Origin of the sequence: Novosphingobium profundi, from assembly GCF_020524485.1 — a bacterium.
Lineage (GTDB): Bacteria > Pseudomonadota > Alphaproteobacteria > Sphingomonadales > Sphingomonadaceae > Novosphingobium > Novosphingobium profundi_A.
The window spans coordinates 533,888-557,471 of sequence record NZ_JAIVLF010000004.1 but is presented as its reverse complement, the minus strand read 5'-3'; the positions used below and the strand labels follow the sequence as shown (position 1 = coordinate 557,471).

Here is a 23,584-nt window from a genome sequence, read left to right as displayed (position 1 = left end):
GGGTTATTACCCCTTGACCCCAAAATGGGCGACCTCGCCTTTCTCAGCTACGCTGGCGCGTCGAAGGTGAGGTGGACAGTTCGGGGAGCCCGAGGGCGATGGCCCTCGGATTATCTCCTGACTGACCTAGACTTCACGCAGGCGCGGCATCAGTTCCACGAAGTTGCAGGGCCGGTTGCGCGCGTCGAGCTGCTCGGCGAGGATGCCGTCCCAGCCGTCCTTGACCGCGCCATTCGAGCCGGGAAGCGCGAAGATGTAGGTGCCGCGGCTGAGCACGGCCATGGCCCGGCTCTGCACGGTGGAGGTGCCGATGGTCTGGTAGCTGATCCAGCGGAACAGCTCGCCAAATCCGGGAATGTCCTTTTCCTTCACCCTGTCGAGCGCCTCGGGGGTCACGTCGCGCCCGGTAAGGCCGGTGCCGCCGGTCGAGACGATGGCGTCGATGCCCTGGTCGTCGATCCAGTCGTTGAGGCGGCTGACGAGGCGCTGCGCATCGTCGCGCTCGATCGCGCGGGCGACGAGCTTGTGCCCGGCGCCCTTGATCCGCTCGGCGAGGATATCACCCGAGGTGTCATCCTCGGGGCCACGCGTGTCCGAAACGGTCAGGAGCGCGATGTTGATGGGCTTGAACGTGCGGTCGGTGTCGATGGCCAAGGCAGTACGGGTCCTGGTGTTTCAGCGGGTGTCAGCGGCGGCTGTCGGCAAAGCGCACGGCGCCTGTGTGCAGCGACTGGGGTGTGGCGAGCTGGCCGTGGGCCGACATGCGCACGCCCTTGGAGCCCGACAGGCCGGGGAAGGTGGGCCACATGCCCTGGGCCAGCGCCATCCGGCTTTCGGATTCGCCGCCCGCCTGGCGTTCGTACATCCAGTAGTTGCGCATGACGATATTCACGTAGCCGCGCGTTTCCCAGTAGGGCAGCGACTCCATCCACAGCAGCGGATCGCCGCCGTCGCGCACTTCGGTGTTCCAGCGGCGCACCGGAACGGGCCCGGCGTTGTAGGCCGCCATGACCTTGGGCAGCAGCCCCTGCGTGCCGCTGTCGTTCTGAAGCATGAGCAGGTGGTTCTGGCCAAAGGCAAGGTTGATGTCGGGCTTGTTGAGGTCGCTCGCCGAACCCGAGACGCCCAGCGATGCGGCGTGATCGCGCGCGGCGGCGGGCATGATCTGCATCAGGCCGCGCGCGCCCGCCGGGCTGACGATGCTGGTGTGGAAGATCGATTCCTGCAGCGCATGGGCATAGACCAGCGCCGGATCGACGCGCCAGCCGTTGGCTGGCGTCCACTTGGGCGTGGGAAAGCGCGAAGCCGGGTCCGGACGGCCGCCGCGCGGCGCGTTGTAGGCCATCCACAGCTGGGTCTGGGGGAGGCCGAGATCGCGCGCCAGACGCGAAAGCGGCGCGTACTGCGAGGCCTCGCCAATGCGGGCCTGGTGGCGCAGCACTTCGTCGGCAAGGCCATCCTCGCCGATTTCGGCCAGCGAGACGGCCGTGCGCACGTTGGGCACGGAGCGCAGCTTCTGCCAGTCGGACTGCGAGAAGTCGGCCTGCGCGTGCTGGGAGGGAAGCTGCATGCCCAGCTGCTCGGCCGCGAGCATGCCGTAGAGTGTTTCGTGGCGCGCGGCGGCCATGCGCAGCACGTCGGCGGCCTGTTCGGGGCGGCGCGCGCGCGTCAGGGCACGGGCGTTCCAGTAGTAGCCCGCGCTCTTGAGTTCATCGTTCTCGGCCGACTTGGCGCAATTGGCAAAGGCCTCGGCCGCGCCGTCGAAGTCGCCGATGCGCCAGGCCGCGAGCCCGGCGGTCCACCACGCTTCGCCGACCCACGGGCCCACGCCCTGCGTGGCGAACTGCGCCATTTCATAGGCGGGCGCGTCCTGGTTGGAGATGTAGTAGCTCCACGCGACCTTCTGACGCCATTCCGCGCGGGCCGAGCCCGAAAGGCTGGCATCGACCCCGTCGAGCAGCATACGCGCGCCCGCCGGATCGTCGGCCTTGATGTGGTCGACAATGGCGGTGGAGATCGCCTCGGGCATGGTGCCGTCGTTGATCGAGGAGGGGCGCACGCGCTTGGGCAGGGTGGGCAGGCGCGCGAAGCTCTGTTCGCTGGGGAGGGCGGGCGTGGAGGAGACACCGCGGCGCTGGGCAAGGCGGGTAATCTGGTCGGCGCCGGGAAGCTGCGTGCCTTCGGCGAGCCAGGCGGCAAGGTCGGGCCCTTCGATCTTCGGCGACCCGGCGGCGAGGTAGTACTCGGCGCGGGCTTCCTGGTGCATCGGGCCGTCCGGGCGCTGGGCCAGCATGCGCTGCACCTTGGTCCAGTCCTTGGCCTCGACCGCCGCGAAGTACTCACGGTAGTAGTCCCGGTCGTCGTGGCTGAGCAGCGAAGGCACCACGCTGGTGGTCCCCCGGCTGCGGAAATAGTCGACCGCGGCGCTGTTCGCGTGCGCGGTGCCCACGCTGCACAGCAGCGCGGCGAGCCCTGCGGCGCCCAGCGCAGCCTTGTTGAGCGTCCTGGTCATCGTGCCTGCGTTCGCATCACGCGTACCGGCGGCCTTGCGGACCTGTGCCTGGCTGCGTGCTGTTCCCCAAACTCGTTTCACGTTGCGTACCCCGAAAAAATGCCGTTTCGCATATGTGCCGCCGGGTCCTTGCGGGGCCTCGTGCGGCGTGTTTCGCCTTGCCTTGTCCCGCCGCCTGCCGGTTGCCCCACTGTGTCGTGGGGAGGGCCTGTCAGGTGGCGATCCAGTCGAGCATCGCCTTCCACAGGACCGGCTTGGTTCGCGGCCGGTTGAGCAGCGAGTCCAGACCCCAGGAAGCGAGCAAGGGTATCGATGTTCCTTGATGGTTAAATTTTCGCGAAACGGCAGCCCGTTGCGGTGATTCGTGGCCCAAAAGCGCCGGAACGTTCCCTCCCAGCACGAAAAGCCGCTTCGGGCCGACAAGGCCGATGTGGTGCATCAGCACATCGCCCAGGCCCAGCGCGCGCGCCTCGGCCCAGTCCGGGGCGGGCATCGCGCGGGGCAGGGCGCTGGTGAGGTAGGCGTCTTCGCGCGAAATTCCGACACTGGCGAGGATTGCATCGAGCAGCTGGCCCTGGGGGCCTGTGAGCAGACCTTCGCGGTCTTCGCGCTCGGGCGCCTCGACGATGACCATGACCTCGGCGCCTGCCTTGCCGACAGGCGCGATGCGGGTTTCGAGCGCGCCGGGGGCGAGCAGCGGCTCGGCCTTCCACCAGGGCGTGAAGGCCTCCAGCGTTGCAGGCAGTGCCTCGGTGTCGATGCGCCTGGCGTTCTCGGGCGCGGCGGCGGCCTTCGCCTCGTTCTCGGCGCGCGCGATGCTCCATTCGCTGGGCGGAGGAAGTTCCTCTTCGGGCGGCGCCAGCCAGTCCTGCGGATCGTCGACATAATCGCAATCGACGCCCGCCAGTCTCCACCAGTCGAGCGCGCCCGTGATATCTGACAGAAAGTGCTGGTTTGACCCGTGATCCATTGCGGGGGGTATTGACCTGTCGGCACCGAGCAATCAAGGCAAAGGGAGTAAAGCGCGCAACAAAATCGGTGTATTGGATCAGGGGACCCCATGATTGAACGCGAAGAGATGCCCTATGACGTCGTCATTGTCGGCGGCGGGCCTGCTGGCCTGTCGACCGCGATCCGGCTGAAGCAGGTCGATCCCGAAATTCAGGTCTGCGTGCTGGAAAAGGGCTCCGAGGTTGGCGCCCACATCCTTTCGGGCGCGACTTTCGACCCCAAGGCGCTCGACGAACTCCTGCCCGAATGGCGCGAGATGGACTGCCCGATGGCAGAAACTCCGGTGACCGACAACTGGCACTGGCACCTGACGCGCGGCAAGAAGTTCTCCATTCCCCATGCGATCCAGCCCAAGTTCATGTCGAACCACGGCAATTACACAGGCTCGCTGGGCAATCTGTGCCGCTGGCTGGCCGAACAGGCCGAGGCGCTGGAAGTGGAAATTTTCCCCGGCTTCCCCGCCGCCGAGATCCTCTACGATGACAACGGCGCGGTCATCGGCGTGCAGACCGGCGACATGGGCGTGGGCCGCGATGGTGAGCCCAAGGGCGATTTCCAGCCGGGCATGAACCTGCTGGGCAAGTACACCGTCTTCTGCGAGGGCGCGCGCGGGCACCTGACCAAGCGCCTCAAGGCCAAGTACGACCTGGAAGCCAACTGCGAGCCCCAGATCTATGGTCTGGGCATGAAGGAATTGTGGGACATCGATCCCGACAAGCACGTGCCGGGCCGCGTGATCCACACGCAGGGCTGGCCCTTGTCGGAGAACGATGCCTGGGGCGGTGGTTTCCTCTACCACCAGGCCAACGGGCAGGTCTCGCTCGGCTTCGTCGCCGCGCTCGACTACAAGAACCCCTACATCTATCCTTTCGAGGAATTCCAGCGCTGGAAGCAGCACCCCGAGATCAAGGCGATCCTGGAAGGCGGCAAGCGCGTGGCCTATGGCGCGCGCGCCATCAACGAGGGTGGCTGGCAGTCCGTGCCGCAGCTGGCCTTCCCGGGCGGCGTGCTGGCGGGCTGTTCGGCAGGCTTCGTCAACGTGCCGCGCATCAAGGGCAGCCACACGGCGATGAAGTCGGGCATGCTGGCCGCCGAAAGCATCGCTGCGGCGGTGAAGGCCGAGCGTGAGCACGACACCCTGCAGGACTACGACGATGCCGTGCGCTCCAGCTGGATCGCCGATGAGCTGAAGCTCGTCCAGAACGCCGAGCCGCTCGTCGCCAAGTGGGGTGGCGAGATGGGCACGGTGCTCGCCGGTGCGGACATGTGGCTGCGCACGCTCTTCGGCTTTGGCATCACCAAGCCGATGAAGCACCACACCGATGCCTCGTGCCTGCAGCGCGCGGACCTTTATAAGCCGATCGACTACCCCAAGCCCGACGGTGTCATCAGCTTCGACCGCCTGACCAGCGTCTCCTACTCGTTCACCAACCACGAGGAAGAGCAGCCCTGCCACCTCCAGCTCAAGGACCCGGCGATCCCGACCAAGGTCAACCTGCCGGTCTACGCAGGGCCCGAGGCGCGCTACTGTCCGGCGGGCGTCTACGAGTTCGTGGCGGATGAGAGCGAGGGCGGCGATGCCCTCAAGCTCCAGATCAACGCGCAGAACTGCGTCCACTGCAAGACCTGCGACATCAAGGACCCGACCCAGAACATCGAATGGGTCACGCCCGAAGGCGGCGGCGGGCCGAACTATCCCAATATGTGATCGGGCTTTTGCCGGATGACGGACGATTGTGGAGCGTCGGGGCTTGCCCCGGCGCTCCTGTCGTTTCAGGGACAGGAGCCATGAACGAAACCGCCTACGCCAAGATCAACCTTGCCCTCCACGTGCGCCGTCGCCGCGAGGACGGCTACCACGAACTGGAGACGCTCTTCGCCTTCGTCGACGATGGCGACCGGCTTGCGGCCACCCCGGCGGGCGAGGACCTGCTGGAAGTGCGCGGCGAGTTCGTCGGTGGTCTCACCAATCCGTTCGACAACATCGTCGCGCAGGCGCTGGGCGCCTTGCCGCATGGCGCCGGGGGGAAGGGCGGCTGGGCGGTGACGCTGGAAAAGCGCCTGCCGGTCGCGGCCGGGCTGGGCGGCGGGTCAGCCGATGCAGGCGCGGTGTTCCGCATGGTCGAGCGCGCGCACGGTTTGCCCGAAGACTGGCACGCGCGCGCGGCAAAGCTGGGCGCGGACGTACCCGCCTGCGTTCTCTCGCGCGCCTGCATCGGGACGGGCACGGGCACCGATCTTGCCGAAGTCGCCGAAAACGATCTGGCGGGCTGTCCGGTGCTCCTTGTGAACCCGCGCGAGGCGGTGCCGACAGGGCCTGTGTTCAAGGCCTGGGACGGCGTGGACCGGGGCGCCATGCCAAGCGAAGGCTCCTTACGCGCAATTGCCCTTGCAGGCCGTAATGACCTGGAAGGCCCCGCCTTGGAAATTTGCCCCGTGATTGGCGACGTGCTGGCTGCGCTGGAGGCGACGGCGCCTTTCCTGGCGCGCATGTCCGGCTCGGGCGCGACCTGCTTTGCGCTCTACGACAGCGTCGACGCGCGCGACGAAGCGGCGGAAAAACTAGCGCAATCACATCGTGGCTGGTGGCAAATGGCGGGCAAGCTGCGTTAGGACGGTCCCATGCAGACCACGACCGAGACCGAAAGCTACCGCATCGTCGGCACGCCCCGCTTCGGGGGCATCCTTGTCGTTGCCGATCACGCCTCGAACCGCGTGCCCGGCGACATTGACCTGGGCATCGCGCCCGAGCTGATGGACGAGCACATCGCCATCGACATCGGCGTTGCAGGGATTGCCGAGCGCATGTGCGCACGGCCTGGCACGGCTGCGCTGCTGGGCAATGTCAGCCGCCTTGTCTGCGACACCAACCGCACCGTGGACGATCCCGCCGCGATCCCCGAGACGAGCGATGGTTCGGCTATTCCGGGCAATGTCGGCATCGACCGCGAGGCGCGCCTCGCGCGCTTCCACCATCCCTTCCACGACGCGCTGACCGCGCTCCTCAACGAGCAGCCGCCCCAGCTCACACTGATCCTGCACAGCTTTACCCCGCAGATGGCGACGAAGCCCGACGAGACCCGCCCCTGGCATTGCGGGGTTCTCTACGATGCGGACGATCGCGGTGCGCGCATCGCCACGCGCCTGTTCGAGGAAGAGGGCCTCATCGTCGGCGATCAGGAGCCCTATTCGGGCAAGATCTATAACGCGGCCATCGAACGCCACGTCGAAAGCGAAGGGCGCCCCTACCTCTATCTCGAGATCCGGCAGGACCTGATTTCGGACGAGCAGGGGCAGGCACAATGGGCCGAACGCCTCATCCGGGTGTGCAACCAGGTGGCTCTCGAGATTGCCTGACAGAGGCGGGGGCTGGAAATGAAGGGATGATTCCGAGGGCCATCGCCCTCGGGCTCCCCATAGTGTCTCGCGCACTTTGTTCGCGCGACCTTGGCCGTACAAGGCGAGGGCGCCCGTTTTCCGAAGTAGGCTGCCTCCATTCGTGTGGGAAGAACGGCGGACTTACGTATCCCGGCGGCGATTGCGTGCGTGGACTGAGTTCACAAGTCCGGAAGCCCGACGGGGATGGCCCTCGGAATAACCTTCTGAATGACAACCCTTGGGGGCGCCCTGCAGCCGCCAGGTTCCCGATCCTCGTCTTCGCGGGGATGATGGCAGCCGGGGCAGGTGCGGGTCGAAACGGGTCGCCAGGCGCGCATGAAAAAGGCGCCGGGAAGCCAAGCTTCCGGCGCCTCACTTCATGGCGGGTTCGACGGCCTCGGCTATGCCGCTCGGGAAGAAGGCAAGGCGTCTGGGCCTGCCAACTCTCTGCCGAGCTCGATTGTCGGGGCGGTGTGCCTGTCGCCCTCAGCGCGCGGCGGCGCTGTGCGGACCGGCTTCGAGTTTTGCAGGGGCGGCGCAGGGCGTGTGCATCCAAGCCTGGGCCGCGGCCGCGCCGAGGTCCTGCTGGAAGCTGCCGATGCGCGTGGCGATACGCGCGGCATCGGCGAGGCGTTCACGGCGCGCCTGCGGGTCAGTGGCCATGCCCGCCGCCATCAGGGCGCGCTGGTGCGCGGCGTAGGCCTTGTTGAGGTCCATGTCGTGTTCTCCTGGTTGGTGGGGCGGGATGGGCGGATGAAGCGGTTCGGGCCGGTCGGGCAGGTGCTGGACCTGATCAGTCCACCATCCCGGCAACGAGCCGCTGGAGTTCGGATGTCGGGATCAGCGCGGGGCTGCCCTTGGTGTCCTGCGCCGCACTGGCGCGAACCATCGCGCGGTGGTGGGGCAGGGCGGGATTCCTCTCAAGGTGCATGTTCTTGTACTTCATATTCGTTTCGTGCGGCAGGTTCGTCCTGCCTCCTTCTTCAATGGTCTGTGCGCCGGTTCGGGCGCGGGTGTCTTCAAAGACGTTGTAACGGCCTTTGCGGTCGTTTGGATGACAGCCTGTTCGCAAGGCCTTGGCAACCCCGAGCCGGACCGGGATGGACCCATCTGGCGAGGCGGGGCGCGCAAGGCGCTGAGCAAACCGTCGGAACGTCCGCTGGAAGGTGGAGCCGTCCGGGTGGATCAGGCTCCGGCGTGTTGTGAACGCGTCTGTCGCCAAGTGGTTGCCGTGGCAGATAAAAAACTCTGCGAGGAGCCAAGCTCCTGGGCAAATTCAACTGGCGAGAGGGGAAAGCCGAAATCGTGAGATGTCTCGGCAATCGTCACCGCGATTATTGGCGACTTGGCCCCATCTATACACGAAGCATGCGAAAATACAAGTGCCTGTGTATCGCAATGCCTATTCGACATCGCCCGAGAACGCTATTTCGTTCAATTGCACGCGCGTCGTCTCGTACATGGTGTCGATATCGACATGCTCCCCCTCTTCGACGCGCTGGGCGATCATGGTGAGGGGAAAGCACACGATCGAGGTGCCCGGCCAGTGCAGCGCGGGCTGGCGCCCGAACTCGTCGTCGATGGTCACCCAGTCGAGCATGAGGTCCTGCGCCAGCGCATCGCCCATCGCGATGCCCAGCGACTGCAGTTTCCAGGTGTCGTCAGGGCCGACCCAGCCTTGCGCGAGGTTTGCGCGCACCACGGCCAGTTTTCCGTCGACCGAAGAATAGGCATCTTCGGGATCGCTGGCGAAGTGGCCCTTGATCCAGACCCGCGCAAGGTCCAGCCACTCCTGCTCTTCCGGTTCCAGTACGAGGCGATCGACAGGTTCCATGAAAGAGAGGATAGCGAACTATCTGTTGCGATGCAAAATGCGCGAAATTCCCTAGGAATGCGAATGCGTTGGACGGTGCAACCGGGGGGCGCTAACCTTGCTTTGCATCAGATGGGGGGGATCCATGATAGCCTATCATATTCGCAACCTGGCGCGCCTTTCCGGGCGTGAGGGGCAGCGCAGCTTCTGGCTGTGGTTCGCGCTAGTCGCTGCGGGCCTTGTCGCGTTTGGCGCTGCAGTGGCCGTGCCGATCTTCTCCGCCACGTTCGTGCGCATGGAGCGCTTTGCCCTCAAGCATCCCGAAAGCTCGACGATTTCGCGCGGGCCGGGGCACGTGCGCATCGAGATCGAGGGGGCGCACCCCGAATTCATGCCCGACATGGACGCGGTGCTCACCCTGGGGGCCGTCGCGACGCTGATTGCGGTATTCCTGCTCGGCGCGGCGGTGGTGCGGCGGCTCCATGACGGCAACCGCACGGGTCGCTGGGCGCTCCTTCCGGTTCCATTCTATGTCATGGGCCTTGCTCCCAGTTATCCGTTGTTTTCCGCCGCGCGGCAGGGAGAGGTGCCGGGATTTGGTAGCTTCGCGCTCCTGATGCTGTCGAACCTGGGCTACTTGGGCGCGTTGGCAACGCTGCTGATCTTCCTGGCGCTGCCTGGGACGGAGGGCCCCAACCGCTTCGGGGACGCGCCCGAGGACTAGGCGCGGAGCCCGGTGGTGGTAAGGGGGCTTGGGTACGATCCGGCAAGCCGTTGGCCCTTTGTGTGAAATTTTATGCCTTTCGGCGCTCCACCTTTTGGCGTAGGGGCGCCACATGATCCGCGCGCGGGAAAACGTCTCGGCGCGCAAAAACCAGACCTCACGGCCAGGCAGCTGGCCAGACCTTTCGGAGTGTACCCATGCCCGCCTTTCGTTCCCGCACGTCGACCCACGGCCGCAACATGGCAGGCGCGCGTGGCCTGTGGCGTGCGACCGGCATGAAGGATGGCGACTTCGGCAAGCCGATCATCGCTGTCGTCAACTCGTTCACGCAGTTCGTGCCGGGCCACGTTCACCTCAAGGACCTGGGCCAGCTGGTCGCGCGCGAGATCGAGGATGCGGGCGGCGTCGCCAAGGAATTCAACACCATCGCGGTCGATGACGGCATCGCCATGGGCCACGACGGCATGCTCTATTCGCTGCCCAGCCGCGACCTCATCGCCGACAGCGTGGAGTACATGGTCAACGCGCACTGCGCCGATGCCATGGTCTGCATCTCCAACTGCGACAAGATCACGCCGGGCATGCTGATGGCCGCAATGCGCATTAACATCCCCGTTGTCTTCGTCTCGGGCGGCCCGATGGAAGCGGGCAAGGTGACGCTGAAGGGCAAGGAAACCGCGCTCGACCTCGTCGATGCGATGGTCGCGGCGGCCGATGAGAGCTACTCCGACGAGGAAGTCGCTGCGATCGAGCGTTCAGCCTGCCCGACCTGCGGATCGTGCTCGGGCATGTTCACCGCCAACTCGATGAACTGCCTGACCGAGGCGCTGGGCCTTTCGCTGCCGGGCAATGGCTCGACGCTCGCCACTCACGCCGACCGCGAACGCCTGTTCAAGGAAGCGGGCCGTCTCGCCGTGGACCTGTGCCAGCGCTACTACGAGCAGGAGGACGAGAGCGTCCTGCCGCGCACCATCGCCAGCTTCAAGGCCTTCGAGAACGCGATGAGCCTCGATATCGCGATGGGCGGTTCGACCAACACCGTTCTGCACCTTCTGGCCGCCGCCGTGGAAGCGGGCGTCGACTTTACCATGGCCGACATCGACCGTCTCTCGCGCCAGGTGCCCTGCCTCTCCAAGGTCGCGCCCGCGAAGGCCGACGTCCACATGGAGGACGTGCACCGGGCCGGCGGCATCATGGCGATCCTGGGCCAGCTTGACCGCGCGGGCCTGCTGCACTCGGATTGCCCGACCGTACATGCCCGGACGTTGGGCGATGCGCTCAACCGCTGGGACATCAGCCGCACGAATGATGAAAGCGTGCAGAACTTCTACAAGGCTGCGCCCGGCGGCGTGCCGACGCAGACCGCGTTCAGCCAGGCCAACCGCTGGAAGGAACTGGACCTTGACCGCGAAGGCGGCGTGATCCGTTCGAAGGAGCACGCCTTCAGCCAGGATGGCGGCATTGCGGTCCTGTTCGGCAACATCGCGCGCGATGGCTGCATCGTGAAGACGGCGGGCGTGGACGAGAGCATCCTCAAGTTCACGGGCACCGCGCGCGTCTACGAAAGCCAGGACGCGGCTGTCGCGGGGATCCTGGGCGGCCAGGTCAAGGAAAACGACGTTGTCGTGATCCGCTATGAAGGTCCGCGCGGCGGGCCGGGCATGCAAGAAATGCTCTACCCGACGAGCTACCTCAAGTCGAAGGGCCTGGGTAAGGCCTGCGCGCTCCTCACCGATGGGCGCTTCTCGGGCGGCACTTCGGGCCTCTCCATCGGCCACGTCTCGCCCGAGGCGGCCGAGGGCGGGGAGATCGGCCTTGTCGAGAACGGCGACACGATCGAGATCGACATCCCCAACCGCACGATCAACCTGATGGTGAGCGACGAGGAAATGGCCGCGCGCCGCGCCACGCAGGACGCCCGCGGGCCGGAGGCCTGGTCGCCGGTCCACCCGCGCAAGCGCAAGGTCTCGGCCGCACTCCAGGCCTACGCCGCGATGACCACCAGCGCCGCCAAGGGCGCGGTGCGCGACGTCACCCAGCTCAAGCGCGGCTGAGCAGGGCGGGCATGGCACGCAGCCGGTCCAGGGCAGGCGGCAGGGGCATGATTGCCCTGCTGCTTGCCGTGGGCGGGCTCGCGGCCTGTTCCTCCTCCGATACGCCGCCCGAGGTGGCCGAGGGCGAGGAGCACATCCCCTGCGCGCTGGCGGGGGCGACAGAGCTCAAACCCGTCTGCGCGGTCGAGCGCGTGGTGCGCGGCGGTGTGCTGACCCTCGTCGTGCGCCACCCCGACGGGGGCTTTCGCCGCTTCGATGTCCAGACCGATGGATCGGGCCTTGCCCCCAGTGACGGGGCGGACGCCATCGTCGCGCGGCTGGGCGAGGACCGGATGGAAGTGACGCTGGGGACCGACCGCTATCTCTTTCCGGTGACAATGAAGAGCCATGACCCACGTTGATACTTACGCCTCCTCCGACCAGATCCTGACCGTTGCGCAGATGCGCGCCGCCGAAGAAGCGCTGATCGCTGACGGCATTTCGGTCGATGAACTGATGCAGCGGGCCGGGCAGGGCGCGGCCGCCTGGGTCTGGCGCGTTTCGGGCGGCAATGCGGTGAGCGTGCTGTGCGGGCCGGGCAACAACGGCGGGGACGGCTATGTCATCGCTGAAAGCCTGCGTCGGCGCGGCGGCAAGGTCGTGGTCATTGCGCCGATGGCGCCCACAACCGAGGCGGCGAAGACCGCCCGCGCGCTCTACCAGGGTGAGGTGCACGAGGGTGAGGGCGATCTTCCGCGCGGCGAGGTCTTCGTTGATTGCCTGTTTGGCAGCGGCCTTTCGCGCCCGCTGGAGGACGCGCACCGGGATCTCGTCACCCGGCTTGCCGCGCGCCACGCCAAGGCGGTCGCGGTCGATATGCCAAGCGGTATCGCATCCGATTCCGGCCTGCTCCTGAACGAGGACCTGCCCGCCTACACCCTGACCCTCGCGCTTGGCGCCTGGAAGTTCGCGCACTTCCTGATGCCCGCGAGCGCGCGCATGGGGGCCCTGCGCCTCGTGCCCATCGGCGTGACGCCTGTTGAGGACGCCGCGCAGGCCATCGCGCGGCCCGAGATTGCTGCGCCCCCGGCCGACGCGCACAAGTACACGCGCGGGCTGCTTGCGGTCGTGGGCGGCGCGATGCCGGGCGCGGCGATCCTTGCGAGCACCGCCGCGCAAGGCGCAGGGGCGGGCTACGTCAAGCTCTTCGCCGCCGACAAGCGCAACTGCCCGAGCGACCTCGTCGTCGAAACCGGACCTGTTTCGGAGCTTCTCTCCGACCACCGCAACGCCGCGATCCTGGTCGGCCCGGGCCTTGGCCGCGACGGCGCGGCGCGGGAACGATTGGCCATCGCGCTGGCCGATCCGGTGCCCGTTGTCCTTGACGCCGATGCGCTGGTGCTGCTGGGACCGCGCCTTCTCGCCGAGCGCAGCGCACCTGTCATTGCCACCCCGCACGAGGGCGAACTGGTCGCGCTCGAACGCGCGTTTACGTGCGAGGAGGGCACCACGCGTATCGAACGCGCCGTGGCGCTGGCCCGCGCGAGTGGCATGGTGATTGTCGCCAAGGGGCCGGACACGGTGATCGCCGGGCCGGAGGGAGAGTTGGCCTGCGCACCGCGCGCCTCGGCCTGGCTCTCGACCGCAGGCACCGGCGACGTGCTCGCGGGCACCATCGCCAGCCGCCTTGCGACAGGCCTCGATCCGTTCGCGGCGGCGTGCGAGGGCGTGTGGCTCCACGGCGAGGCCGCGCGGCTGGCGCCCAAGCCTTTCACCGCATCGCAGCTTGCCGAAACGATACCGGCTGCGCTAGCGGCCTGCCTGTGAACGAGCAAAACGAAGAAATCCTGCGAATCGCCTCCAAGGGCGACGGTGTCACCGCCTCGGGCCGCTTTGCCTGGGGCGCGGCGCCGGGCGATATCCTGCGCGCCGATGGCACGCTCGAATGGGGCCCGCACCATATCGAGCCCGCCTGCAAGCACTTCGGGCGCTGCGGGGGCTGCCAGCTCCAGCAGCTCGATGCCGAGACGCTGGAGGGCTTTGTCGAGGCGCGCGTGGCCAATGCCTCCTCCTCGCAGGAACTGGGCGCCGAGACGATCGCTGCGCCCTATCTTTCGCCGCCGGGCGCGCGCCGCCGCGCCTCGCTGCGCGCCGAAAGCTCGGGCGGACGCATCGTCATCGGCTTTCGCGAAGCCAAGTCGCACCGGCTGGTCGAGCTGGAGGAATGCCCGGTCCTCGTCCCCGAGATCACCGCTCTCCTGGGCCCGATCCGCAAGCTGCTCATCACCATGGGCAAGGCTGCGCCGGTCAAGAAGGGCCCGCGCGGGAAGGGGGGCAAGAACGCCAAGTCGTCCCAGAACGCCATGCCGCGCATGGCCTGCGACATCGAGATGACGCTCGTCGACCAGGGCGTGGACCTGGGCGTCAAGGGCCTCACCGCCGAGGGCCTTGCCGCGACCGAGGCGATGCTGGACTTCGCGCAAAGCCATGGCCTTGCGCGCCTCACCATGGACGGTGGCTACGGCTATGAGACCGTGTGGGAGCCCGCGCCCGTCACCGTGACGCTGGGCGAGACGCCGGTGCCGTTCCCGCCCGGAACCTTCCTCCAGGCGACGAAGGACGGCGAAGACGCGCTCGTCTCTGCGGCGAGCGAATGGATCGGCGATGCCGCCACCGTGGCCGACCTGTTCTCCGGCCTTGGCACCTTCGCGCTCGCGCTGGCGGGGCCGACCTGCAAGGTCTTTGCCGCCGAAGCCGCGCGCGACGTGCATCTTGCGGGCAAGTCCGGCGCCGACCGCGCCCAGCGCCCGGTCTTCAGCGCGCACCGCGACCTTTTCCGCAACCCGCTCATGGCCGATGAACTTTCCAAGTTCGAAGCCGTCCTCCTCGACCCGCCCCGCGCCGGTGCGCGCGAGCAGGTGGAGTGCATCGCGGATTCGAGCGTCAACCGCGTGGTCTACATCTCGTGCAACCCGTCGAGCTGGTCGCGCGACGGCGCGCGCCTGATCGAAGCGGGCTTCCGCCTCGCTGAACTGCGCCCCGTCGGCCAGTTCCGCTGGTCCACCCACGTCGAACTGGCCAGCTACTTCGTGCGCGACGGGGAAGATTGAGCGCTCCCAGCGCACAAAACCCCGTTTCATCGCCCAAAACGAACCGTCTGACCGCACGCAGCGTCTTGCCGACCCCGCCCGGGTAGCTTATCGGCGCTTGCATGCAGACGACGAACGATATCCGCCGGTCCTTTCTCGACTACTTCGCATCCAAGGGCCACGCACAGGTCCAGTCCGCGCCGCTGGTCCCGTACAACGACCCGACGCTGATGTTCGTGAACGCCGGCATGGTGCCGTTCAAGAACGTGTTCACGGGCCAGGAGAAGCGCGACTATACTCGTGCGACCTCCTCGCAGAAGTGTGTGCGCGCTGGCGGCAAGCACAACGACCTCGACAACGTGGGCTACACCGCGCGTCACCACACCTTCTTCGAAATGCTCGGCAACTTCTCGTTCGGCGATTATTTCAAGGAAGAGGCGATCCTCAACGCCTGGACGTTGCTGACCAAGGAATGGGCGCTTCCCCAGGAAAAGCTGCTCGTCACCGTCTACCACACCGACGATGAAGCGGCCGAACTCTGGAAGAAGATCGCCGGGCTGGGCGATGACCGCATCATCCGCATCCCGACCAAGGACAACTTCTGGACGATGGGCGATGATGGCCCGTGCGGTCCGTGCTCGGAAGTCTTCTTCGACCACGGCGATCACATCTGGGGCGGCCCTCCGGGATCGCCCGAGGAAGACGGCGACCGCTTCATCGAGATCTGGAACCTCGTGTTCATGCAGTTCGAGCAGGCGGGCGGCGAGATCGTCGGCAACCTGCCCAACCAGTCGATCGACACCGGCATGGGGCTGGAGCGTATTGCGGCCGTCATGCAGGGCGTCCACGACAACTACGATATCGACACCTTCCGCAACCTCATTGCCGCCTCGGAGAACCTGACGGGGGTGAAGGCCGAGGGAGATCGCACCGCGAGCCACCGCGTGATCGCCGATCACCTGCGCTCGACCAGCTTCCTCCTTGCGGACGGCGTGCTGCCCTCGAACGAGGGCCGTGGCTATGTCCTTCGCCGCATCATGCGCCGCGCCATGCGCCACGCGCACCTGCTGGGCGCCAAGGATCCCCTGATGCACCGCCTCGTGCCCGCGCTTGTCGCGGAAATGGGCCAGGCCTTCCCCGAACTCGGCCGCGCGCAGGCGCTGATCGAGGAAACGCTGGAGCGCGAGGAAGTCCAGTTCCGCCGCACGCTCTCGAACGGTCTGAAGCTGCTCGACGAGGCGACCGGCGACATGGCCGAGGGCGCGACGCTTGCGGGCGAAACCGCCTTCAAGCTCTACGACACCTACGGCTTCCCCTATGACCTTACCGTCGATGCGCTGCGCCCGCGCGGTATTTCGGTCGACGAAGAGGGCTTCCAGTCCGCGATGGCGCAGCAGAAGGCCGCCGCGCGCGCCGCGTGGAAGGGCTCCGGGCAGGCTGCCGACGCCGAAATCTGGTACGACATCGCCGAGCGCGAAGGCGCGACCGAGTTCACCGGCTACACCGCCACCACCGGCGAGGGTCGCGTTGTCGCGCTGCTCGTCGATGGCAAGGAAGTCAGCGAAGCCAAGGCGGGCGAGAAGGTCACCGTGCTCACCAACCAGACCCCGTTCTACGGCGAATCGGGTGGCCAGGTTGGCGATGCGGGCACGATCACCGGCGCGGTTCCGGGCAGCGATCTTGCGATCACGATCGAGGATACGGCAAAGCCCTTGGGCCGCCTCCACGCGATGTCGGGCACGGTTACGGCCGGCGCGATCAAGCTGGGCGATTCGGTGCTGATGTCGGTCGATGTCGCGCGCCGCGACGCGATCCGCGCCAACCACTCGGCCACGCACCTTGTCCACCAGGCGCTGCGCGACCGTCTGGGCGACCACGTCACCCAGAAGGGCTCGATGGTGTCGCCCGACCGCCTGCGCTTCGACTTTGCCCACCCCAAGGCGCTCTCCGATGAGGACATTGCCGCTATCGAGGCCGAAGTGAACGCGGAAATCCGCGCGAACGAAGGCGTGATGACGCGCCTGATGACCCCGGACGATGCCATCGAGGCGGGCGCCATGGCGCTCTTCGGCGAAAAGTACGGCGATGAAGTGCGCGTCCTCTCGATGGGCCGCACCGACGGCAAGCGTTCCTACTCGGTCGAGCTGTGCGGGGGCACCCACGTCAACGCGACCGGCGATATCGGCCTCTTCCGCATCGTTTCGGAAAGCGCCGTCTCCTCGGGCGTGCGCCGTATCGAGGCGCTGACCGGCGAGGGCGCGCGCCAGTGGCTCGTCGCCCGCGAGGACGCGCTCAAGGCCGCGGCCTCGGCGCTGCGCACGACGCCCGACGAAGTGACCGAGCGCGTCGTTGCTCTGCTTGACGAGCGCAAGAAGCTGGAGCGTGAATTGGCCGAAGCCAAGAAGGCGCTCGCTCTTGGCGGCGGCGGTGCGGCTTCGGGCCCGGCCGACGAGGACGTCAATGGCATCACCTTCTCGGGCCAGGTGCTCGAAGGGCTTGACCCCAAGGAACTGCGCGGCCTGCTCGACCAGGCCAAGCAGCGCATCGGCTCGGGCGTTGCGGCGATTGTCGCGGTGAACGAGGGCAAGGGCGCGATTGCGGTCGCCGTCACCGACGATCTCAAGGACAAGGCCTCGGCCGTGGACCTGGTGCGCGCCGGTGTCGCCGCGATGGGCGGCAAGGGCGGCGGTGGCCGTCCCGACATGGCGCAGGGCGGTGGCCCGGACGGCTCCAAGGGCGCCGAGGCGATTGCCGCCGTAAAGGCCGCGCTCGCCGGCTGATCGTTCCTCCGCCACGCGATGTGGTGAAGAACCAGAATAGACGCCCGGGGGCTCGGCCTTCGGGCGTTTTTCGTTGTGGGTAGCGGGCAGGGTGGAAGAAGTATTTTTTCAAGGGGTTATTACCCCTTGACCCTATTACCGTCGACCTCACCATTCTCAGCCAAGGTGGCGCGCGAAAGGTGAGGTCGCCCGTTCGGGGAGCCCGAGGGCGATGGCCCTCGGAACTTCTTTTTTGACTTCATTCTTGTCATTCTTAGGCCGGTCCCCCGGTCTTGGCTCCACTATGGAGCCGGTTGCGCTCCCCGTATACCCGCACGGCGAGGTAGGCTTAGGAGCGCGGCATTTTCGCCGCATCTTTAGGCGAGACATCGATGCCGGGATCTGCGGGACCTGTCCTGGTCAACGTACAGGCGCTGCGCGCCGTGGCCGCCTACATGGTCGTGGCGCACCACATTGCGAACAACCTCGCGCATTACACGGCTGCGGGACGGGTGCCGGAGCTTCCGGCGCTGGGCGCGCGCGGGGTGGATATCTTCTTCGTGCTCTCGGCCTTCCTGGTCGTGATGCGCAGTGACCGGCTGGGACCTTCTCCGCGAGCGTTCCTGGTTCAGCGGATCGTGCGGATCGTGCCGATCTACTGGCTGCTGACCGGGCTTGCCGTACTTGGCATTGCAGCGGGGTATCGACTGTTTGACCGGGCCGCTATCACGCCCGATGCGCTTCTTGCCGCGCTCTTTTTCCTTCCCGATTTTACCGAACTGGGCACCGTGCGCCGGCCGATTCTGGTGGTCGGGTGGACGCTGAACTATGAAATGGCTTTCTACCTGCTCTTTGCGCTTTGCCTGCTGGCGCCGCGCCGTGGACGCGTGGCGCTTGCGTGCGGCGCGTTGGGGCTGTTGTGGCTGGCGCAGGTGTCCGGGGCTGGAGGTTTGGCGGGGTACTGGGGCGCCGACAGCGTGCTGGCCTTTGCTCTCGGGATGCTGCTCGCGCGGAGCCTTCCTTCCTCGGGATTGCCCCCGGCTCTGGCTGGTGGCGCCTTGTTCGCGGGCGCGGCGGGGCTCTGCGCGCTCGAGGTTCTCTACGTTCCGTCCGGATTGCCCCATCCCGATCTGTGGGGCGCGATGCTCGCCGCGCTCGTCGTGCTGGGCGCCGTGGCGCTTGAGCGGCGCGGGATAACCCTGCGGGCCGTCTGGCTGCATCGCCAGGGCGATGCGTCCTACGCGATCTACCTCGTTCACGTCTTCGTTCTCCAGTTCGTGAGCAAGGCCTGGAAAGCGGCGGGTCTGACCCAGAGCGTGGCCGGGCTGGTGGTGATGGTGGCGCTGATGGTCGTGCTCGTGCCGCTTGTCAGCCTGGCCTTTCACCGGCACGTGGAAGTGCCTCTCACGCGCTACCTGCGCGGGAGAGGGCGGCTTAGCGGGCGAGGCCCGGGACTGGCGCTCTAGCCTCCCAACCGAGGGGATGCCTTGCGATTAGCGCTGGCGGCCCGGCGCGGCCTGTGCGACGATTTTTGCCATGGATATCACGGATCTGGTCGAAGAGATTGCCGCCGACATGGCAACCCGCCGGGAACGCGGGCGGGTGGCGGACTATATCCCGCCACTGGCCGGAGTCCCGGACAGCAAGTTCGGGATCGCGGTGGTTCTGGAAGATGGGTCGGTGCACATGGCGGGGGATGCGCACGAGCCGTTCTCGATCCAGTCCATATCCAAGGTCTTTGCCCTCACGCTGGCGCTGGGCACGGTGGGCGATCAGCTCTGGAGCCGGGTCGGGCGCGAACCTTCGGGGTCGGCCTTCAACTCCATTGTCCAGTTGGAGAGCGAGCGGGGAATACCGCGCAATCCCTTCATCAACGCGGGCGCCATCGTGGTGACCGACGTGCTGCTCGGCCATCTCGAACCGCGCGAGGCAATCGGGCAGATGCTGCGCTTCGTGCGCGAACTGGCGGGCGACGAGACGATCGTGATCGACAGCGCCGTGGCGCGGGCCGAGGAAGAAACCGGTTTTACCAACATGGCCCTTGGCAACTATATGCGCGCCTTTGGAAATATCCACGGCGAGGTGGCCAAGGTGCTGGGTACCTATTTCCATTTCTGCGCGCTTTCCATGTCTTGTCGGCAACTGGCAATGGCCGGGCGCTACCTGATGGATGCGGGGCAGGTGGAAGGGCGCCGGATCGTTACGGCGCGCCGGGCGCGGCGTATCAATGCGCTGATGATGTCCTGTGGGCACTACGACAATTCGGGGGATTTCGCCTACCGCATTGGCCTTCCGGGCAAGTCGGGAGTGGGAGGGGGCATCCTGTGCGTGGCGCCCGGGCGCGCAAGCATCGCGGTCTGGTCGCCGGGGCTCAACGCAAGCGGGAATTCGCATCTGGGGCAAGTTGCACTGGAGAAACTGGTCCAGGCGACGGGCTGGTCTGTGTTTGAGTCACACAAGTAATAAAGTGTTGTTTGTACCTATTCGGGGCAATCTCGAAATCGAAATAGGAATTTATTTCATTATGCAAAATGATATAGGAACTTTCACTTAGGTTTTACGTTCGGGAGGTTTCTGCATGCCGTTTGTCGATGTTTTTGCGGATGAGGATGACGAGGAGCCGCTGTTCGCGACCGAGTTCGACTTCCTGCCGCACAAGGGGGAATTCCTTGCGCTCGAGATCGACGCGGAATTGCTCCATCTCGAAGTTGTCGAGGTCTGGCACCGGCAGGACGAGGATGACGGTGCCTTCCATGCCTGCATTCGCATCGAGACCAACTGACGGGGCGCATCTGGTTAACGCGAATCAAGCCTGATGATCCAGGCACGGGCCCCTATCTGCGCGGCAAGACGCGAGGGGGCCGGGGCGCTCGGACAGCGAGCGCAGCGCACAACCGGCGGTCAGCGGGGGCGCACCATGACCAGGCGATCCTGCCCGGGGCCATAGTAGTCCGGGCGCAAGGCCTCGGTCGAAAATCCATTCTTTTCATAGAGCGCGACAGCGTGGTCGTTGCCCGGCAGGACTGTCAGGCGGATCACGGGGGCATCGTCCAGCGCGGCCAGCACCGCGCCAAGCAGGCGCGTACCGATACCCTGGCCCTGAAAGGCCGGACTGACGCCCAGCGAGAGCAGCCAGCCTTCGCCTCTATCGTCGATGCCGCCCAGCGCATAGCCAGCCACCGCGCCCGCGCTCTCGGCCACGAGAAAGCGGGTGGGGAACAGGTCGATGAACTGGCGCAGCGCGATCTCGCCGTAGGTTTCCTCGGGGAAGGTGGCCTCCTCCAGGGCTAGGATCGCGCCGAGATCGCTGCGCCTCGCAGGGCGGACCTCAACGCTCATCGCGCGGCTCCCGGTGTCTCGCGGTCCTTGGTGAGGACGCCCGAGCGCAAGGCCGGTTTTTCCGCAAGGCCGCCCTGTTCCATGATCTGTTCGCGCAAGGTGTCGCGCTTTTCATGGATCGAGGCGATGACCGGGCCCATTGGCACCCCGGTCTCGACCAGCACGGCCTCGGACAGCTGGAGCGAGCTTTCCAACGTCTCGGGCACGGCGTGGGTGGCCCCGGCGCGATAGAGCAGGGCGGCGTGCTCGGCATCGCGTGCGCGGGCGATGATCGGCAGGTCGGGATACTGCTGGCGCAGCTTGCGCACGATGCGCTGCGCGGTCACGGGAACGTCCATGGTGAGGATGACCGCGGCTGCGTTCTCGGCGCCCAGGCGCTCCATCGCATCGCCGCGCGCGGCATCGCCGAAGGCGACGTTGTAGCCTTGCGTGCGCCCGTCGGCGATAAAGTCGGTGTCGGTGTCGATCGCGATATAGGGCCGGTCGTGACGGGTCAGCATGTCGGCGACCAGCTTGCCCACGCGGCCAAAGCCGATGATGATCGTGCTCGGCTTGTCCTCGGTCTCGGCGGGGTGGTGCGGGGCCTCGACCTGATCGACCCGGCGTGCGGCGATCTTGCCGAACATGGAAAGCAGCGGGGTGACAGTAAGGCCGATGGCGGTCACGATCTGCCAGAACTGGTTGGTGCCGGGCTGGATGAGCTGCGCGGTGGCGGCGGCCGAGAGCACGATCAGCGTGGTCTCCGAGGGGCTCGACATGAGAATGCCGGTCTCGGTCGCGGTGCCGCGCCGCGCGCCCATCAGCCGCAGCAGAACGCCGGTGACCACGGCCTTGAGAAGGATCACGCCGACCGTCGCGACGAGGATCGAATAGAGGTATTCCCAGACCACCAATAGGTCGATGCTCATGCCGATGGTGATGAGGAAGACACCGAGCGCGAGGCCCTTGAAGGGCTCCATGATCTGCTCGACCTCGGAATGGTACTCGGTCTCGGCGATGAGGAGACCCGCGATCAGCGAGCCGACGATGGGCGAGAGGCCGACCGCAGCCGTCAGCAGCGAGGCGAGAATGACCACCAGCATCGAGGCGGCGAGGAACAGCTCGGGGCTCTTGGTGCGCGCGGCCTGCGCGAAGAGCGGGGGCAGGAGGTAGCGCCCGAAAACCAGCAGCCCGGCGATGACCGCCGCGCCCCACAGCAGCGTGTGGATGAGATTGCCCATCCCGTCGGCCGATGCGTGCGGGGCCAGCGCGCCCAGAAGGAAGATGATGGGAACAAGCGCGATGTCCTCGAACAGCAGCATGGCCAGCGCCGCGCGGCCCACGGGCGTTGCCGCGTTGGTGATCTTGAGGACGAGCGCGGTCGAGGACAGCGAGAGCGCGAGGCCCAGCGCCACGGCGCCAGCAAAGGCCTGGCCGATGGCGGCGAGGATGAAGGTCAGCGCGCTGCCGATCACGACCAGTTCCATCATGCCCAGGCCAAAGACCATCCGGCGCATGTCCCACAGGCGTCCGAACGAGAGTTCCAGGCCGATCGAGAACAGGAGGAGGATGATCCCGAACTCGGCAAAGATGTCGAGCCCGCCGGGGTCGGTGATGCTGATGTGGGTCAGCCAGGGATGCTCGAAGACGTGTCGGCCGAGCCCGAAGGGACCCACCAGCAGGCCCACCAGGATGAACCCGATCACGGGCGTGATCTTGAAGCGGTTGAAGACGGGGATGACGATGCCCGCGGCGCCCAGGATGACGAGGGCGTCGGACATGACGGGGGAATAGAGTTCGTTGCTGCCAGCCATTGCTGGCCACTATGGCAGGCTGGAGGGGGCAGGCAAGGCGCATCTGCCGAAGTTTTCACCCTAAGTCCTTGGCGTTGCCCGCTTGCATCGCCTTGAGATCGGGCTGGGCCGGGGCAGGGCGGGTTAGGGGCGGGTGGAAAAACAGTGCGCAACTTCACTTGGCGTTCAGCCGCGCGCTGGTTATAGACGCGCCATGTTCGAACGTTCGCGCCTCAAACCCGTTGTCCTGGCCGCTGCATGCGGCGCCCTTGTCCTCACGGCCGGCTGCGGTGGCGGCTCGGGCGGCGCCAAGGATACCGCCTACGTCGCGCGCGACGTCGACACGCTTTATGCCGCTGCGCGCGAGCGTCTCGATACCGGCCGCACCAAGCAGGCCGCAGCGCTGTTCGATGAGGTCGAGCGCCAGCATCCCTATTCGCCCTGGGCGCGCCGCGCGCAGTTGATGAGCGCGTTCAGCTATTACGCCGCGCGCGATTACAACAAGGCGATCCAGTCGGCGCAGCGCTTCCTCTCGATCCACCCGGGCAACAAGGATGCGCCTTACGCCTACTACCTGATCTCGATGTGCTACTATGAGCAGATCAGCGACGTGACGCGCGACCAGAAGACGACCGAGCAGGCCAAGGCCGCGCTCACCGACATCATCCGCCGCTATCCGACCACGCAGTACGCGGCCGACGCGCGCCTCAAGCTCGACCTGGTCAACGATCACCTCGCGGGCAAGGAAATGACCGTCGGGCGCAACTACCAGCAGCGCGGCAAGTGGCTGGCCGCCACGCTGCGCTTCCGCGCCGTGGTCGACAATTTCCAGACCACCAGCCACGCGCCTGAGGCGCTGTTTCGTCTGGTCGAGTGCTACCTCTCGCTCGGCGTTCCCGAGGAAGCCCAGAAGGCGGCGGCCGTGCTCGAGAACAATTACCCCAATTCCAAGTGGTACGAGCGCGCCTACAAGCTCATGGACAAGAACGCGCCCGACTTCATCGCGGCCTGAACGAACGGGCCATACGAACGGTTATCAAGCCCCCCGCAGCTTCGCGCTGCGGGGGGCTTCTCGTATGCGACGCAGCGGTGTGGCGCGGTCATTGCGATTGCCAAAAATTCACTTTGTCTACTTTATGGGTTGAGTTAAAAGG

The 23,584-nt window shown here is 66.5% G+C and carries 21 protein-coding genes; 13 read left to right on the top strand and 8 right to left on the bottom strand.

The genetic code is table 11. The features are described from left to right. Positions 1-126: 126 nt before the first annotated feature. From moaB to LC060_RS12990, 3 genes are all read right to left on the bottom strand, one after another. Positions 127-654 carry a molybdenum cofactor biosynthesis protein B gene (gene moaB / locus LC060_RS13000; protein ID WP_226636163.1) on the bottom strand — a complete coding sequence of 176 codons (528 nt, stop codon included), beginning with the start codon at positions 652-654 and terminating at the stop codon, positions 127-129. Between the two features lie 31 nt (positions 655-685). Further along, positions 686-2,512 carry a lytic transglycosylase domain-containing protein gene (locus LC060_RS12995; protein ID WP_226636549.1) on the bottom strand — a complete coding sequence of 609 codons (1,827 nt, stop codon included), beginning with the start codon at positions 2,510-2,512 and terminating at the stop codon, positions 686-688. A gap of 211 nt (positions 2,513-2,723) precedes the next feature. Beyond that, positions 2,724-3,482, bottom strand: coding sequence for a uracil-DNA glycosylase family protein (locus LC060_RS12990; RefSeq protein ID WP_226636162.1), 759 nt, complete (start codon positions 3,480-3,482; stop codon positions 2,724-2,726). Positions 3,483-3,572: 90 nt separating this feature from the next. On the opposite strand from LC060_RS12990, the gene LC060_RS12985 reads away from it, so the two are divergent. The 3 genes from LC060_RS12985 (at position 3,573) to LC060_RS12975 (ending at position 6,880) form a co-directional block, all read left to right on the top strand. Next, positions 3,573-5,231, top strand: a complete 1,659-nt coding sequence (locus LC060_RS12985; RefSeq protein WP_226636160.1) for an electron transfer flavoprotein-ubiquinone oxidoreductase — start codon at positions 3,573-3,575, stop codon at positions 5,229-5,231. Between the two features lie 80 nt (positions 5,232-5,311). Next, positions 5,312-6,136, top strand: a complete 825-nt coding sequence (locus LC060_RS12980; RefSeq protein WP_226636158.1) for a 4-(cytidine 5'-diphospho)-2-C-methyl-D-erythritol kinase — start codon at positions 5,312-5,314, stop codon at positions 6,134-6,136. A 9-nt stretch (positions 6,137-6,145) separates the two neighbouring features. Then, positions 6,146-6,880 (top strand): N-formylglutamate amidohydrolase, encoded by a 735-nt coding sequence (locus tag LC060_RS12975; protein WP_226636157.1) that lies wholly within the window; start codon positions 6,146-6,148, stop codon positions 6,878-6,880. A gap of 507 nt (positions 6,881-7,387) precedes the next feature. Here LC060_RS12975 and LC060_RS12970 read toward each other — a convergent pair. From LC060_RS12970 to LC060_RS12960, 3 genes are all read right to left on the bottom strand, one after another. Continuing rightward, positions 7,388-7,618, bottom strand: a complete 231-nt coding sequence (locus LC060_RS12970; protein ID WP_226636155.1) for a hypothetical protein — start codon at positions 7,616-7,618, stop codon at positions 7,388-7,390. 76 nt (positions 7,619-7,694) lie between these two features. Further along, a complete protein-coding gene (locus LC060_RS12965; RefSeq protein WP_226636153.1) occupies positions 7,695-7,847 on the bottom strand; it encodes a hypothetical protein in 153 nt (50 codons plus the stop codon). A gap of 456 nt (positions 7,848-8,303) precedes the next feature. Further along, positions 8,304-8,735, bottom strand: coding sequence for a DUF3806 domain-containing protein (locus LC060_RS12960; RefSeq protein ID WP_148625794.1), 432 nt, complete (start codon positions 8,733-8,735; stop codon positions 8,304-8,306). Between the two features lie 124 nt (positions 8,736-8,859). On the opposite strand from LC060_RS12960, the gene LC060_RS12955 reads away from it, so the two are divergent. The 9 genes from LC060_RS12955 (at position 8,860) to LC060_RS12915 (ending at position 20,101) form a co-directional block, all read left to right on the top strand. Beyond that, a complete protein-coding gene (locus tag LC060_RS12955; protein WP_226636151.1) occupies positions 8,860-9,438 on the top strand; it encodes a DUF805 domain-containing protein in 579 nt (192 codons plus the stop codon). A gap of 197 nt (positions 9,439-9,635) precedes the next feature. Continuing rightward, positions 9,636-11,492 carry a dihydroxy-acid dehydratase gene (ilvD, locus tag LC060_RS12950; protein ID WP_226636149.1) on the top strand — a complete coding sequence of 619 codons (1,857 nt, stop codon included), beginning with the start codon at positions 9,636-9,638 and terminating at the stop codon, positions 11,490-11,492. 47 nt (positions 11,493-11,539) lie between these two features. After that, positions 11,540-11,893: a hypothetical protein gene (locus tag LC060_RS12945; RefSeq protein WP_052322587.1), complete on the top strand. Its 354-nt coding sequence runs from the start codon at positions 11,540-11,542 to the stop codon at positions 11,891-11,893. After that, on the top strand, positions 11,880-13,298 hold the full coding sequence (locus LC060_RS12940) for an NAD(P)H-hydrate dehydratase (protein ID WP_226636147.1): 1,419 nt from the start codon (positions 11,880-11,882) through the stop codon (positions 13,296-13,298). The genes LC060_RS12945 and LC060_RS12940 overlap by 14 nt, the downstream gene beginning before the upstream one ends. Further along, positions 13,295-14,581: a class I SAM-dependent RNA methyltransferase gene (locus tag LC060_RS12935; protein WP_226636145.1), complete on the top strand. Its 1,287-nt coding sequence runs from the start codon at positions 13,295-13,297 to the stop codon at positions 14,579-14,581. Before LC060_RS12940 ends, LC060_RS12935 begins: the two co-directional genes overlap by 4 nt. 101 nt (positions 14,582-14,682) lie before the next feature. Then, positions 14,683-17,340: an alanine--tRNA ligase gene (gene alaS, locus LC060_RS12930; protein WP_226636143.1), complete on the top strand. Its 2,658-nt coding sequence runs from the start codon at positions 14,683-14,685 to the stop codon at positions 17,338-17,340. A gap of 371 nt (positions 17,341-17,711) precedes the next feature. Then, positions 17,712-18,785 carry an acyltransferase family protein gene (locus tag LC060_RS12925; protein WP_226636141.1) on the top strand — a complete coding sequence of 358 codons (1,074 nt, stop codon included), beginning with the start codon at positions 17,712-17,714 and terminating at the stop codon, positions 18,783-18,785. A gap of 70 nt (positions 18,786-18,855) precedes the next feature. Then, positions 18,856-19,782 carry a glutaminase gene (locus tag LC060_RS12920; RefSeq protein WP_226636139.1) on the top strand — a complete coding sequence of 309 codons (927 nt, stop codon included), beginning with the start codon at positions 18,856-18,858 and terminating at the stop codon, positions 19,780-19,782. A 115-nt stretch (positions 19,783-19,897) separates the two neighbouring features. Next, entirely contained in the window at positions 19,898-20,101 is a 204-nt protein-coding gene (locus tag LC060_RS12915; protein ID WP_226636137.1) for a hypothetical protein, read from the top strand. 119 nt (positions 20,102-20,220) lie between these two features. Here the strand turns inward: LC060_RS12915 and LC060_RS12910 are convergent, their stop codons facing one another. Both LC060_RS12910 and LC060_RS12905 read right to left on the bottom strand, forming a co-directional pair. After that, entirely contained in the window at positions 20,221-20,658 is a 438-nt protein-coding gene (locus LC060_RS12910; RefSeq protein WP_226636135.1) for a GNAT family N-acetyltransferase, read from the bottom strand. After that, complete coding sequence (locus LC060_RS12905) at positions 20,655-22,451, bottom strand: cation:proton antiporter (protein WP_226636133.1); 1,797 nt, start codon at positions 22,449-22,451, stop codon at positions 20,655-20,657. Before LC060_RS12905 ends, LC060_RS12910 begins: the two co-directional genes overlap by 4 nt. A gap of 193 nt (positions 22,452-22,644) precedes the next feature. Between LC060_RS12905 and LC060_RS12900 the strand changes: the two genes are divergently transcribed. Next, a complete protein-coding gene (locus tag LC060_RS12900; protein ID WP_226636130.1) occupies positions 22,645-23,442 on the top strand; it encodes an outer membrane protein assembly factor BamD in 798 nt (265 codons plus the stop codon). The last annotated feature ends 142 nt before the right edge of the window (positions 23,443-23,584 follow it).